The sequence below is a fragment of the Rhodococcus sp. Ni2 genome, from assembly GCF_021352185.1.
GTDB classification, from domain to species: domain Bacteria; phylum Actinomycetota; class Actinomycetes; order Mycobacteriales; family Mycobacteriaceae; genus Rhodococcus_F; species Rhodococcus_F qingshengii.
In genome coordinates this window covers 2,765,324-2,778,770 of record NZ_WOXZ01000001.1, presented here as the reverse complement: position 1 = coordinate 2,778,770, position 13,447 = coordinate 2,765,324, and the positions used below count along the sequence as shown (strand labels likewise).

The window sequence follows — 13,447 nt, the reverse complement described above, 5'->3', positions numbered from 1 at the left end:
ACGTTGCGGATCGAATCCGCAACGTGGGCGACACATTTCAAACATGTCCGCGTAACGCCACCTCCCTAGGTTGGGTGCCTGCACCACAAAGTGCACATGCACAGGCACCCAGGGGAAGTGACGTCATGACAGCAGTGAACGAGCAGGTGTCCGCCGGCGCACCGGACAGGGCAGATCTCGGTGAGAACGCCGCACTGAAGGAGACGCTGGAGGACTACACCCTCCGATTTGCGCCACGCAGCTACCGCAAATGGGGAACCGGCGTCGTCGCGACCTCCGCGCTCGGCGGAATCGCGTATCTCGCAGACTTCTCGATCGGCGCCAACATCGGCATCTCGTACGGCACCGGTAACGCACTTCTGGGCATCGCCGTGTTTGCCGTCGTCATCATGGCGACCGGCTTCCCACTCGCCTACTATGCCGCGCGATACAATATCGACCTCGATTTGATCACTCGCGGAAGCGGTTTCGGCTACTACGGCTCGGTGGTCACCAACGTCATCTTCGCGACGTTCACCTTCATCTTCTTCGCGCTCGAGGGTTCCATCATGGCCCAGGGTTTGAAACTGGGGCTCGGGATCCCACTCTCGATCGGCTACGCGGTCTCGACCCTGATGGTCATTCCACTGGTCATCTACGGAATGAAGGCTCTGGCAAAGCTCCAAGTGTGGACGACGCCTCTGTGGCTCGCCATGATGGTGCTGCCGTTCCTGTATCTGCTGTTCAAGCACCCTGATTCGGTGAGCGCGTTCTTCGCCTTCGGCGGTGAGGACGGCGCAAACGGCAAGGGCGTCAACTTCGGATCGGTGATGCTGGCCGCGGGTGTCTGCTTGTCGCTGATCGCACAGATCGCCGAGCAGATCGACTACCTACGCTTCATGCCGCCCAAGACGCCGGAGAACACCCGTCGTTGGTGGGCTGCAGTAATTCTCGCGGGGCCCGGCTGGGTCATCTTCGGCGCGTTCAAGCAGATCGTCGGACTGTTCCTCGCTGTGTACATCATCGCGAACGTCGTCGACGGATCTTCGATCGCCAACCAACCCGTGCACCAGTTCCTCGAGATCTACCAGGACATGATGCCGCACTGGCTGGCCATGACGCTGGCCGTGATCCTCGTTGTCATCAGCCAGATCAAGATCAACGTCACCAACGCGTACTCCGGCTCACTGGCCTGGACCAACTCGTACACCCGCGTCACCAAGACCTACCCCGGACGCATGGTCTTCGTTCTGGTCAACCTGGCGATCGCACTGATCTTGATGGAAGCCAACATGTTCGACTTCCTCAACACGATCCTGGGCTTCTACGCCAACTGCGGTATCGCCTGGGTCGTGGTCGTCGCCTCGGACATCGCGATCAACAAGTACTGGTTGAAGCTCTCCCCGAAAGTCCCCGAGTTCCGACGCGGGATGCTCTACGACGTCAACCCCGTCGGCTTCGTGTCGATGCTGCTGGCCGCGGGCATTTCGATCCTGGTGTTCTTCGGTGCTTTCGGTTCGGCGATCAAGCCGTTCTCCCCGATCGTCGCAATCGTCATCGCGCTGGTGATGCCGCCGGTCCTGGCCGTCGCCACCAAGGGAAAGTACTACCTACGACGCACCGACGACGGCATCGATCTGCCGATGTTCGACGAGTACGGGAACCCCTCCGGTGAAACGCTTCTGTGCTGCGTCAGCGGAATCGAATTCGAGCGTCCCGACATGCTCGCGTCGAACGTGCCCGGTCCGAACGGCGAGAAGCAGTACATCAGCTCCCTGGCCTTGAGCACCGACAAGACCGGTGAGCACGTCCTGCCTGCTCAGCTTCCCTGACAACTGCTGTGCGCCTTTATTAACCGCCGGGGGTTAATAAAGGCGCACAGCAGGGTTATGCCCCTACATCGTCGAGCGACTCACCCTTCGTCTCACGCATGACCAGCAGCGCGACAAAAGTCAGCGTCGCCGCTACGAGAAGATAGATGCCGACCCAACCGACGCCGTAGTTCTTCGCGAGGTAGACGGCGATGAACGGCGCCACCGCTGCGCCCAGAATGCTGGCCGTGTTGTACGCGATTCCCGAGCCCGTGTAGCGGACGTTGGTCGGGAAGAGTTCCGGGAGAACGGCACTCATCGGGCCGAAGGTCAGGCCCATGAGCAGCATGCCCACGATGAGGAACGCCAACATGCGACCGTCGTTCATTCCGTCCGGTTCGAGGAAGACACCGAAGGTCAAGCCGAACACCATGATCAGACCGGTGATGATCAGCAAGGTGATACGACGCCCGTAACGGTCGGCGAGCCAACCCGAGACCGGCACGGCGGCAGCGAAGAACACGACTGCGATCAACTGCAGGACAAGGAAATCGGTGTACTTGAAGCCCGCACCGGTTCCACCGTCGGCCGGCGTCTTGCCGGTTCCGTGGCTGAGAACCCAGGTGGTCATGATGTAGAACAGCGTGTACGTCGCGAGCATCACGAACGTACCGACGATCAGCTGACGCCAGCTGGTCTTGAATACCTCGGCGACCGGAGTCTTGACCTTCTCGCCGCGCTCGACTGCACGCGCGAACACCGGGGTTTCCTCGAGCTTGAGCCGGACGTACAGGCCGATCATCACCATGATTGCGCTGAGCAGGAACGGAATTCGCCATCCCCAGCTCAGGAAGGCGCCCTCGAGGTCCGGGCTGGAATTGTCGTGGTTCATGAACAACGTGATGATCAGGAACAGTCCGTTGGCCATGAAGAAGCCGATGGGCGCACCGAGTTGCGGCCACATCGCCGCCCAGGCCCGCTTGCCTTCCTTGGCTGTCTCGGTCGCGAGCAGCGCCGCACCCGACCATTCGCCGCCGAGCCCGAGACCCTGGCAGAAACGCATGAGCGCCAACAACGCCGGGGCCAGCAGTCCGATCTGGTGATAAGTGGGCAGCAGTCCGATGAGGAAGGTCGCGATGCCCATCGTCAGCAGCGAGCCGACCAGAGTTGCCTTGCGTCCGACGCGGTCACCGAAGTGTCCGAAGAGAATCGAACCGAGGGGACGGGCGACGAACGCGAGTCCGAACGTCGCCAACGACGCGAGAAGCGCGGTGGTGTCGTTGCCCTTCGGGAAGAACAGGTGCGGGAACACCGATACTGCCGCTGTTGCATAGATGTAGAAGTCGTAGAACTCGATGGACGTACCCACCATGCTGGCGACCACGATTCGGCTGCGCGGCACTCCGGCGACGGTATCTGCGTCGCCGCCCTCCGGCTTGGGTGGATTCTCACTGACTGACGTACTCAAAACATGCTCCTGCGCCGTTATACGAAAGATGTCCAATTGGTGGGATAGTGTCCCAATCAGTAGGAATTGAACACCCGCGGGGTTTTCCGACGCAAATTCGGTTCGCGAATTCGGCTCAGCGGGCAATCCGCGATAAAATTCCGTAAAGGTGAGCCGGGAAGTCTGGTCGGCACGTGCATTCGATGCGTCACAACGTCGATCACGTTCATGTCTGTTGCATCCGAATTCGGTTGCACGAACAAAGGTCGTCCCCACGCGTGATCTCCACCCTGCGTTCCGAACTGTCCCGCTACCTCCGCACCGAAACGGTGGGCGGATCGATCCTCCTGATCGCTGCCGCCCTCGCTCTGATCTGGGTGAACTCTCCTTTCGGTGAGAGTTACATCGCACTACGTGACTTCCAGATCGGTCCGTCCGCACTCCATCTCGACCTCAGCTTGGGCACGTGGGCGCAGGACGGACTGCTTGCCGTCTTCTTCTTCGTCGCCGGCCTCGAACTCAAACGTGAACTGGTGGTCGGCGAACTCGCGGACCGCAAAGCCGCGATGCTCCCGATCATCGCGGCGTGCGGCGGCGTCCTGGTTCCCGCGATCATCGCGGCGTCCATCGGTTTCGGCACGCCCGGCATGGACAAGGGCTGGGCCATTCCCGTCGCGACGGACATCGCTTTTGCCCTCGGCGTGCTCGCGCTGACCGGCTCGAAGATCCCGGCGAGCGCCCGAGTTTTCCTGCTCAGCCTGGCCGTCGTCGACGATCTGCTCGCGATCATCCTCATCGCCGTACTGTTCACCGGTTCCCTCGCGATGTTGTGGCTGCTGACCGCGGCCGCAGCCCTGGCTGCCTACGCCTACGCCCAACACAAACGCATCACGACGCCGTTCCTCTACGTCCCGCTGGCACTACTGACCTGGTACGCGATGCACGAAGCGGGGATACACGCCACACTCGCGGGCGTCGCGCTCGGCTTACTCACCCGGGTGAGGCGCGATCCGGACGAGGAGTACGCGCCCGGTAGCCGTCTCGAGCACCGCATTCAGCCTTACTCCGCAGGCTTCTGTGTCCCCGTCTTCGCACTGTTCGCCTCCGGTGTTCCGATCAACGCGGCGGTACTCGGCGACATTTTCACCGACCCAGTAGGGCAATCGGTCGTCGTCGGTCTTCTGGTCGGCAAAACCGTCGGAATCTTCGGAATTTCCCTGCTCGCGATCAAATTGGGGATAGCAACCAAACCCAAGACACTGGAATTGAGAGACATGTTTGCCCTCTCAGTTCTCGGTGGCATCGGGTTCACCGTTAGCCTGCTTGTAGCAGACCTCGCATTGGACGGGGTCGGCGATGGCAGCGAGGCCGAGATAGCGAAGGCCGCAGTTCTCGTGACATCGTTGGTGGCATCGCTGATCGGATCAGCGCTGCTGTGGCGACGTGGACGAGTTCATGCGGCTCGAGACGACGCTTCCACCGCCATTGCCACGGACGCGAGAGAACTACCTGGAGAGGTCGACAAGTGAGCTTGACCAACGGAGAGAGCCAGCGCTTCACCGGAGATGGAGTACCGAACACGGTCTCTTCCATCCCTCTCACCGATGTGGACGCCCGCACGCCGGGCGAGGCCACCATCGGGGCCCTCGTCAAGGACGCGACCGCACAGGTCTCCACCCTCGTGCGCGCCGAGGTCGAACTTGCCAAGGCCGAGGTGACGGGCGAGGTCAAGAAGGGTCTGCAGGGCAGCGTCTTCTTCATCCTGGCCTTCACGGTTCTGCTGTTCAGCTCGTTCTTCTTCTTTTTCTTCCTGGCCGAGATGCTCGACACCTGGGTGCCGCGCTGGCTGGCGTTCCTCATCGTCTTCCTGATCATGGTGGTGACCACCGCGATTCTGGCGCTGCTCGGTTATCTGCGCGTGCGCAAGTTGAGGGCTCCGGAGAAGACGATCGAATCGCTCAAGCAGGCCAAGAACGTCATCCCCGGCAGCCATGACGACGCAAAGCCGTCTGTCGATTTCAACGCGCGCCGGTAGCGAGTCTGATCGAAAGTGGCAGCCCCAGATCCATCCACCGTCAGGTTCGACGGCCCCTGGATTCACCGGGACATTCACGCCAACGGCATCCGGTTTCACGTCGTCGAGGTAGGCGACGCGGAGCCGGATGCTCCGTTGGTGGTCCTGTTGCACGGATTCGCCGATTTCTGGTGGTCCTGGCGCCATCAGTTGACGGCACTGTCGGAGCAGGGATTCCGCGTCGTCGCGATGGACCTTCGTGGGTACGGCGATTCCGACAAGCCCCCTCGCGGCTACGACGGTTGGACGCTCGCCGGTGACGTAGCCGGCCTCATTCGTGCGATGGGTTACGGCAAGGCCACGCTGATCGGTCATGCCGACGGCGGGTTGGTGTGCTGGGCGACCGCGCTCCTGCATCCACGCCTGGTGCGGTCGATAGCGCTGATCTCGTCACCACACCCGATGGCGCTCAAGAAAGCAGTCGTCCGCGACCCCTATCAGCGCCGCGCGCTTTTGCCCTCGTTCCTGGCCTATCAGGTACCGCTACGCCCGGAACGTCGGTTGACGGCCGACAACGGCGCCGAAGTGGAGCGTCTGGTTCGCTCGCGGTCCGGCCCCACCTGGCCGCAGCAACCCGAATTCGCAGACGTCATGAGCAAGATGCGGTCCGCGATCCGGATCCCGGGCGTCGCGCATTCCACGTTGGAGTACCAGCGTTGGGCCTTCCGCAGCCAGCTCCGCCCCGAGGGCCGACGTTTCATGCGTTTGATGGATCAGGTTCTTCGCATTCCGATCGTCCAGATTCACGGCGAACTCGACCCGTACGTGCTCACCCGTACTGTGCGTCGCGACAAGCACTGGGCTCCCGGCGAGAAACTGCGCACCATTGCCGGAGTCGGTCATTACGCGCATCAGGAAGCCCCCGAGCGCGTCAATCGCGAACTCGGGGACTTCCTCCTTACGGAGAAGTGACCGCTACAGGATGCACGCGCCCGTCGGTACGGGCGTCGATGCCGAGGCAGCCGCGTTCAACTGGCGCGAGACTTCCTGCGCGGTGAGGACGAATCCGGTGTCACTGTCGTCGACGGCAGCACCGAACACGACGCCGAGGACCCGCCCCTGATCATCGACCATCGGTCCACCCGAGTTGCCCTGCCGGATGGATCCGCGCACGGTGTAGACCTCACGCTGGGTGGTTCCGGCCTTGTAGATGTCCGGCCCGTTCAGGTTCAGGACCTCACGAACGCGGGCTGCGCTGGCCGTGTACGGACCACCGCCGGGGTAACCGAGCACCAACGCGTTGTCACCGGTCCGAGCCTGCTCCGGAGCGAACGGCAGCACCGGCGCGTCCAATCCGGGAACCGCCAGAATCGCGATGTCCACGGCGGAGTCGAAGAGCACCACCTGCGCGGGCAGTGCGCCCTCCATGGTGTCCACGGTGATGCTCTCGGTTCCGGCAACCACGTGGGCGTTGGTCATGACGCGTTCGGGGGCGACGATGAATCCGGATCCCTCGAGCGCGCGCTGGCAACTCGGTGCGACGCCGTTGATGCGGAGAACACTCGGACGCAACTGCGCCGCCAACGGACTGGCGAGAACGCTCGCGTCGGGTGCTTCGACCTCGGTGATGGGCGTGCGCCCGAACGGGCCGATGACGTCAGGCAGGCCGGAGGTGTCGAGCAGCGCCGAGAACTCGGTCGGGATGCGGCGCAGCCACTGCGGCGCCACTTCGTCCACGCTGGCGAGAACGTCCGAACCACGAACAGCGGCGGCAATATTCGGCTGCGACGAGGAAGTGAGCGGAATCGCGAGCAACCACGCCGCGACCACGACAGCCACCGCCTGTAGACCCGCACCGATGACGCTGTCGACGGATCGCGCCGTCGGACTGTGCATTCCGCTGCGCGCCGCGCGTCCGAGCACCATGCCGGCGACCTCGCCGATGATGACCAACACGACGATCAGCGAGATGCCCGCGAGGATGCGCAGCTTGCCTTCGGTGACGTGCACGAGCAGGTGCGGCGCCAACAGAATCCCGGCGACGGCACCGAGGATCACGCCGACGAACGCCAGCGCCGACGCCACCGCGCCCTGACGCCATCCGGACGTGGCCGCGATGAGGGCAACCAGAACGATGGCGATGTCCACCCAACGAGAACCTGTCATCGCGGCACCGCCGAATCCTCGACACCTTCACCGAACTCGGACAGCGCTGTGTCCAGGTCTCTCACGTCCTCGTAGTTCCACGGAATCTCCCAGCCCGACACCGTGAACAGCGCCGCGAGGATTCCTGCTGTGAACCCCCAGACCAGCATGCCGTCGGCGCGGAACGCCGGGCCCTGGTACCCGAGGGGATGTCGAACCTGAAACCGGTTGTCTGGGTCGAGCAACGTGCGCAGCGGCACCCTGGCCACCCGTCCGACCTCGCCCTCGTCCTGAATGCCCACCGTCGTCGGCTGCTCCCAGTAGCCGAGCACCGGCGTCACGTCGAAACCCGACGGCGGGATGAAGATCTCCGGCAGCACGGTGAGGGGCTGAACTCCGCTCGGATCGAGCCCGGTCTCCTCCTGCGCTTCACGCAGCGCGGTGCCGACGGGGCCGTCGTCGCCCGGATCGGCGGCACCGCCGGGGAATGCGACCTGTCCGCTGTGCTGACGCATCGTCGACGCCCGTTGGGTCAGCAGGACGTCTGCGCCCTCCGGCAAGCCGCCGACGGCGAGAGGGTCTGCCTCACGCGGTCCGCCGAAGAGCACGAGCACCGCGGCCGGACGCGTCACGGTGCCGCGCGGCGCGCGACGCGCGAGGACTGGGTTGATCCGATGGGGATCGGTGGGCTGGGTGCTGGCGACAGCGCGCAACCACTCGGGAACCGGTGTACTCATACGACGACTCCCAGATATTGCGCCGCAGCGGCGGCGATCTCGTCCGCACTGCGGAAGGGTTGGGGCAAGACCTTGGCGACTGTTCCATCCGCGCGCACGAGCACCGACACCGGCAGCACCGGCGGTGCGCCCACTGCGATCCGTACCTTGCCGTCACCGTCCTGGACGCCGGGCAAACGCACCGAGTAGTCGATGAGTCGCGTCAAAGCGTTCTCCTGATTCGGATCCGAATGCACGGTCAGCACGTTGATGCTGCCGTCGGCGCGCTCCGCGAATTCCTGAAGGTACGGAAGCTCTTCGGCGCATGGCGCGCACCAGTACGCCCACAGATTGAGCAGGGTCGGCTTTCCGCCCACCGCTGCGGCAAGGTCGACGGGCGCTCCGTCGGAGACGCAGTCGAGGGTGATTCCGGCGAGAGCCGAGCCGGCAGGCGCTTCGCCGGTCGGAGTCGGGCAGGAGGCCAGAGCCGCCTGGCTACGGAGTTGATCGAGCGATTCCGACGACGGAGTGAACGTCGGCGGCTGATACGCGGACGAGGACGGGCCCGTCGACGTGGGCGTCGTGTCGTCTCCCCCGCGCGGCCAGATCGCCACGACGAGAGCCGCGACGACCACGAGCGCAGCGAGAGACCATCTTCCGGCACTTGTCATCGGCGATCACAACCCTGCCAGGGCGAGCAGATGATCGGTCTCGGGGCCTTTCACCAGGGCCGCGGCCTCGGTTTTGTCGGTCGGGCCGAGACCGTACGACGGGCAGTCCTTGGCCAGAACACACACACCGCACGCGGGCTTGCGCGCGTGGCAGACCCGTCGGCCGTGAAAGATCACGCGATGCGAGAGCAGAGTCCATTCCTTACGTTCGATCAGTGCCCCGACGGCGTGTTCCACTTTGACGGCATCTTCTTCCTCGGTCCACTTCCACCGACGCACGAGCCGACCGAAGTGGGTGTCGACGGTGATTCCCGGAATGTCGAAGGCATTGCCCAGCACGACGTTCGCGGTCTTGCGTCCGATGCCTGGGAGTTTCACCAGATCTTCGAGCTTGTTCGGGACCTGCCCGTCGTGGCGTTCGAGTAGCGCCTGACCGAGTCCGATCAGCGACGTCGTCTTGTTCCGGTAGAAGCCGGTGGAGCGGATGTACTCCTCGAGTTCGGTCCGATCGGCTTCCGCGTATGCCTTTGCGTCGGGATAACGGGCGAAGAGTGCCGGCGTGACCATGTTGACGCGGACGTCGGTGCATTGCGCCGACAGGATTGTCGCCACTGCCAGTTCCAACGGAGTCGTGAAGTCGAGTTCGCAGTACACGTGTGGGAAAGCCACAGCGAGCTCACGATTCATCCGACGCGCCCGGCGTACCAATCCGAGGTGTGATTCTTCCTTCCGCGCAACCCCCGAACGCGGTTTCTTCCGCTGCTCTGAACTGCCTGTCGGGGTGGTCTGCACTCAGACAACTGTACGGATACGACATGAGTGGAGACTCCGTCGTGTCGATTCTGAGACCTTCGACGTGTTTACTTCCCCCTATGCAAGGACTCGCAGTAATTCTCTTTCCGCTACTGCTTATGCTCTTTGCCCTGGCGATGGAACGAGTCGAAGGGCGATTGCGTCGGCTCTCGGTCCAAGAGCATGAAGTAGAAGACTTCCTCGACCAGGCAAGTCACGACGACGTCGCCCGCCTGGCAAGCGATGGGTTTCCCCATGCGTTCGCCCGCTTCCACCGGAAGCGTAAGGGCCGTCAGTCGGAGGCTCCCGAGAGCGCCAGCCTGGGCGAAATCCGGACACAACGGGCAAGTTGACGGCCATACAAAGTAGTCACCGCAGCGGATTCCGGAAGAATTTTCGGCTCTTACGTGGCATCAATCACTCGTCGCGAGCTAACGGGACGTAGACTTCGATGCCGTACCTGTTGCATTGAACACAGATTGCATTGGACACAGTGTCTCACTCATGAGGGCTGAGCCTGTGTACGACGGTTTGTGCGCAGCGCGGGTACAAAGATAGATAGCGCAAAAATGACACCACAAACGAACAAATCCCAACAAGGAGCGCACGTGGACGACGTCCTGGCAAGAGCCGGCATCTTCCAAGGAGTCGAGCCCTCAGCGGTAGCGGCGCTGACAAAGCAGCTGCAGCCCGTCGACTTCCCCCGTGGACATGTCATCTTCAACGAAGGTGAACCCGGTGACCGCCTGTACATCATCGTGTCCGGCAAGGTGAAGATCGGTCGACGCTCACCCGACGGTCGCGAGAACCTGCTGACGATCATGGGCCCGTCCGACATGTTCGGCGAACTGTCCATCTTCGACCCCGGCCCCCGCACCTCGACGGCTACGACCGTCACCGAGGTTCGCGCCGTGAGCATGGACCGCGACGCTCTCAAGGCATGGATCCAGCAGCGCCCCGAGATCGCCGAGCAGCTTCTGCGCGTTCTCGCCCGCCGTCTGCGTCGTACCAACAACACCCTGGCCGACCTGATCTTCACGGACGTTCCCGGCCGTGTCGCCAAGGCGCTCCTGCAGCTCGCGCAGCGCTTCGGCACTCAGGAAGGTGGCGCCCTGCGCGTCACTCACGACCTCACGCAGGAAGAGATCGCCCAGCTCGTCGGCGCTTCCCGCGAGACCGTCAACAAGGCGCTCGCTGATTTCGCACACCGCGGATGGCTTCGCCTCGAAGGCAAGAGCGTCCTGATCTCGGATTCCGAGCGTCTCGCTCGTCGCGCGCGCTAGTTTCTTCCGGTTCGACTCTTTCGGCCGCTCCCGCTTCGGTGGGGGCGGCCGAAGTCGTTCACTGGACTCTTGTTGTACCTATCGGTAAAGTCTGTACCGATAGGTACATATCTGATCGAGAGGCCCCGCAATGACCGTCCGAGCACCGATTCCGCCCTTCACTCACGAAACTGCCGTCCAGAAGGTCCGCCTCGCCGAGGACGGATGGAACTCACGCGACCCGCACAAGGTGTCGCTGGCCTACACGCCGGACAGTTGGTGGCGTAATCGGTCGACGTTCGTCACCGGCCGATCCGAGATCGTCGAACTTCTGACCGAGAAGTGGACCCGCGAACTGGACTACCGGTTGATCAAAGAGTTGTGGGCACACAGCGACGACCGCATCGCCGTGCGATTCGCGTACGAGTGGCACGATCACGACGGGCAGTGGTTCCGCTCCTACGGCAACGAGAACTGGGAATTCGACGCCGACGGACTCATGCACCACCGTCATGCCAGCATCAACGACGTTCCCATCGAGGAGTCCGAGCGAAAGTTCTTCTGGGATCCGACCGGACCACGCCCGCACGATCATCCGGGCCTGAGCGAGTTGGGTCTGTGATGAAAGGATGAATCCATGGCCAGACAGGTAGCTGAACGCTCGGACACGATTCCCGCTCTCGCAAACGTGTTTCGAACCTACGGGTTCGACGGAGCAAGCCTGGCCGTCATCACCGAACACACCGGTTTAGGCAAAGGCAGTCTCTACAACTTCTTTCCGCGCGGGAAGGAAGAGATGGCCGAGGCCGTACTCGACGAGGTCGACGGATGGTTTCGCGCCGAAGTCTTCGAACCTCTTCGAGCAGAATCGGTTCCACCGAGGCAGCGCATCCAGAGCATGTTCGCTACCGCGGGCGACTACTTTCGGTCAGGGCAACGCATTTGCCTGTTCGGCGCATTTGCACTCGGTGAAGAGCGAAACCGCTTCGGCGCCAGGGTCCGAACATACTTCGACGAATGGACAGCGGCTCTCGAGGCGGCACTCGTCGGTGCCGAAGATTCCATCGGACTCGCCGAAGAAGCCGTGGCCGGGATCCAAGGGGCGATCGTGATGTCCCGGGCCCTGGACGACGGTTCCGTATACAGCCGAGTGACGACGCGACTCGAAGATCGACTGGTACAGGCACTCACGCCGTAACGCATACCGCACGACCACAAAGGCATTTGTGCCGCGGCATCCACCTGGCATGCTCGAAAAAGCATGCACAAGAAGAAAGGAACCCATGCCCTCGTTCGAGACGGTGATCGCATCCACCCCTTCGGGGAAGGTCCGCGGCCGAAAGCGTGACGGTTCCTACTACTTCGGTGCGATCCCCTACGCCAGCGCACCGCGCTTCGAGAAGCCGCGACCGGTGGAACCGTTCTCCGACGTCTTCGACGCCACAGCGCTTGGAACGGTCTTCCCCCAACCACCTTCACGACTCGAACGCATCATGGGGCCACCGCTCCCCGAACCGGGGCACAGCGAGGACAGCTTCACCGTCACCGTCACAACCCCGTCGCTGACCGGTCATCGCCCGGTGATGGTGTGGCTTCACGGTGGCGGGTACTCCAGTGGCGGCGGCTCACTCCCCTGGTACGACGGCGGCGCTTTGTCAGCCGAGGGCGACGTCGTCGTGGTGTCGGTCAACTATCGCGTCGGCGTGCTCGGATACCTCCTCCTCGACGGCGTCAGCGAAGGCAATCTCGGGGTACACGATCAGATCGCGGCGCTCGAGTGGGTGCGCGAGAACATCGAGGCATTCGGCGGCGACCCAGACTCGGTCACCGTATTCGGGCAGTCGGCCGGCGCCCATTCCATTGTGAATCTGTTGAGCAGTAACAACTCTCGAACCCTGTTCCATCGAGCAATTCTGCAGAGCACCCCACGGCCGGACCTCAACTTCACGCAGGCTGCCGCGATCGAGAACGGGGAGACGTTTGCCCGACTGCTCGACGGAGATCCTCGGACCGCACCGCTCTCCCACATTCTCGACGCATTCCGCGGCACGGCTGTCGAGTTCAGCCGGCGGTCCCCCAATGTCGTGCAACCGCCCTTCGCGCCGATCTCCGAACTGGAACCGGTGATCCGAACTTTCGAAACAGCGCCTGACGTCATCGTGGGATACACCCGAGAGGAGGGATCTGCTTTCGTGCGCGACGTAGCGGGAGTACCCGATCCCGAACACGTCGCCGAAAAGGCACTGACACAGAACATGTTTGCCGAACCGGCAATGGAGCTGGCCGAGACCTTCACAGCGGCCGGCGCGTCGGTGTACACGTACCGCTTCGACTGGGCACCGACGGACGACGTCTTCGGAGCAACTCACTGCATAGAACTACCCTTCGTGTTGGGAACCGAGCAGTCCTGGCAGGGCTCACCGATGCTGGGCAGCAGCGACTGGCAGAGCATCGACGCACTGGGCCGTCGGATACGCCGGCACTGGACGTCGTTTGCGCACACGGGAAGTCCGGACAGCAGCGAAACCTGGGAGAAGTACACCTCGTCCCAATCGATCGGAATCACCTTCTCCTGAGCAACTTCGGGCGCCTACCCACCCGGAGAAATCC

14 protein-coding genes are annotated in these 13,447 nt (G+C 62.9%); 9 read left to right on the top strand and 5 right to left on the bottom strand.

What is annotated here, in order from left to right; genetic code table 11:
* Window positions 1-125: 125 nt before the first annotated feature.
* Entirely contained in the window at window positions 126-1,811 is a 1,686-nt protein-coding gene (locus tag GN300_RS13500) for a cytosine permease (RefSeq protein ID WP_063315186.1), read from the top strand.
* A gap of 55 nt (window positions 1,812-1,866) precedes the next feature.
* Here GN300_RS13500 and GN300_RS13495 read toward each other — a convergent pair whose 3' ends face one another.
* Window positions 1,867-3,258 (bottom strand): MFS transporter, encoded by a 1,392-nt coding sequence (locus tag GN300_RS13495; protein WP_063315960.1) that lies wholly within the window; start codon window positions 3,256-3,258, stop codon window positions 1,867-1,869.
* Between the two features lie 173 nt (window positions 3,259-3,431).
* On the opposite strand from GN300_RS13495, the gene nhaA reads away from it, so the two are divergent.
* From nhaA to GN300_RS13480, 3 genes are read left to right on the top strand one after another with little or no spacing between them, the layout of a single operon-like run.
* Window positions 3,432-4,766, top strand: a complete 1,335-nt coding sequence (nhaA, locus tag GN300_RS13490; RefSeq protein ID WP_007732414.1) for a Na+/H+ antiporter NhaA — start codon at window positions 3,432-3,434, stop codon at window positions 4,764-4,766.
* Window positions 4,763-5,272: a phage holin family protein gene (locus GN300_RS13485; protein ID WP_007732413.1), complete on the top strand. Its 510-nt coding sequence runs from the start codon at window positions 4,763-4,765 to the stop codon at window positions 5,270-5,272. The genes nhaA and GN300_RS13485 overlap by 4 nt, the downstream gene beginning before the upstream one ends.
* Window positions 5,273-5,287: 15 nt before the next feature.
* Window positions 5,288-6,223, top strand: a complete 936-nt coding sequence (locus tag GN300_RS13480) for an alpha/beta fold hydrolase (RefSeq protein ID WP_007732412.1) — start codon at window positions 5,288-5,290, stop codon at window positions 6,221-6,223.
* Between the two features lie 3 nt (window positions 6,224-6,226).
* Here GN300_RS13480 and GN300_RS13475 read toward each other — a convergent pair whose 3' ends face one another.
* From GN300_RS13475 to nth, 4 genes are read right to left on the bottom strand one after another with little or no spacing between them, the layout of a single operon-like run.
* The gene (locus GN300_RS13475) at window positions 6,227-7,417 is read right to left on the bottom strand and encodes a MarP family serine protease (protein WP_003946095.1); all 1,191 of its coding nucleotides are present in this window, start codon (window positions 7,415-7,417) and stop codon (window positions 6,227-6,229) included.
* Window positions 7,414-8,133, bottom strand: coding sequence for a CoA pyrophosphatase (locus GN300_RS13470; RefSeq protein WP_063315187.1), 720 nt, complete (start codon window positions 8,131-8,133; stop codon window positions 7,414-7,416). Before GN300_RS13470 ends, GN300_RS13475 begins: the two co-directional genes overlap by 4 nt.
* A complete protein-coding gene (locus tag GN300_RS13465) occupies window positions 8,130-8,783 on the bottom strand; it encodes a TlpA disulfide reductase family protein (RefSeq protein ID WP_003943500.1) in 654 nt (217 codons plus the stop codon). Before GN300_RS13465 ends, GN300_RS13470 begins: the two co-directional genes overlap by 4 nt.
* A gap of 6 nt (window positions 8,784-8,789) precedes the next feature.
* Window positions 8,790-9,575: an endonuclease III gene (gene nth, locus GN300_RS13460; RefSeq protein ID WP_063315188.1), complete on the bottom strand. Its 786-nt coding sequence runs from the start codon at window positions 9,573-9,575 to the stop codon at window positions 8,790-8,792.
* 80 nt (window positions 9,576-9,655) lie between these two features.
* On the opposite strand from nth, the gene GN300_RS13455 reads away from it, so the two are divergent.
* The 5 genes from GN300_RS13455 (at window position 9,656) to GN300_RS13435 (ending at window position 13,413) form a co-directional block, all read left to right on the top strand.
* Window positions 9,656-9,928 (top strand): hypothetical protein, encoded by a 273-nt coding sequence (locus tag GN300_RS13455; protein WP_019746620.1) that lies wholly within the window; start codon window positions 9,656-9,658, stop codon window positions 9,926-9,928.
* Between the two features lie 255 nt (window positions 9,929-10,183).
* Window positions 10,184-10,858: a Crp/Fnr family transcriptional regulator gene (locus GN300_RS13450; RefSeq protein WP_003943506.1), complete on the top strand. Its 675-nt coding sequence runs from the start codon at window positions 10,184-10,186 to the stop codon at window positions 10,856-10,858.
* A gap of 130 nt (window positions 10,859-10,988) precedes the next feature.
* The gene (locus GN300_RS13445; RefSeq protein ID WP_007732407.1) at window positions 10,989-11,459 is read left to right on the top strand and encodes a nuclear transport factor 2 family protein; all 471 of its coding nucleotides are present in this window, start codon (window positions 10,989-10,991) and stop codon (window positions 11,457-11,459) included.
* A 15-nt stretch (window positions 11,460-11,474) separates the two neighbouring features.
* Window positions 11,475-12,035, top strand: a complete 561-nt coding sequence (locus GN300_RS13440) for a TetR/AcrR family transcriptional regulator (RefSeq protein WP_042446684.1) — start codon at window positions 11,475-11,477, stop codon at window positions 12,033-12,035.
* A gap of 85 nt (window positions 12,036-12,120) precedes the next feature.
* The gene (locus tag GN300_RS13435) at window positions 12,121-13,413 is read left to right on the top strand and encodes a carboxylesterase family protein (protein ID WP_063315189.1); all 1,293 of its coding nucleotides are present in this window, start codon (window positions 12,121-12,123) and stop codon (window positions 13,411-13,413) included.
* The last annotated feature ends 34 nt before the right edge of the window (window positions 13,414-13,447 follow it).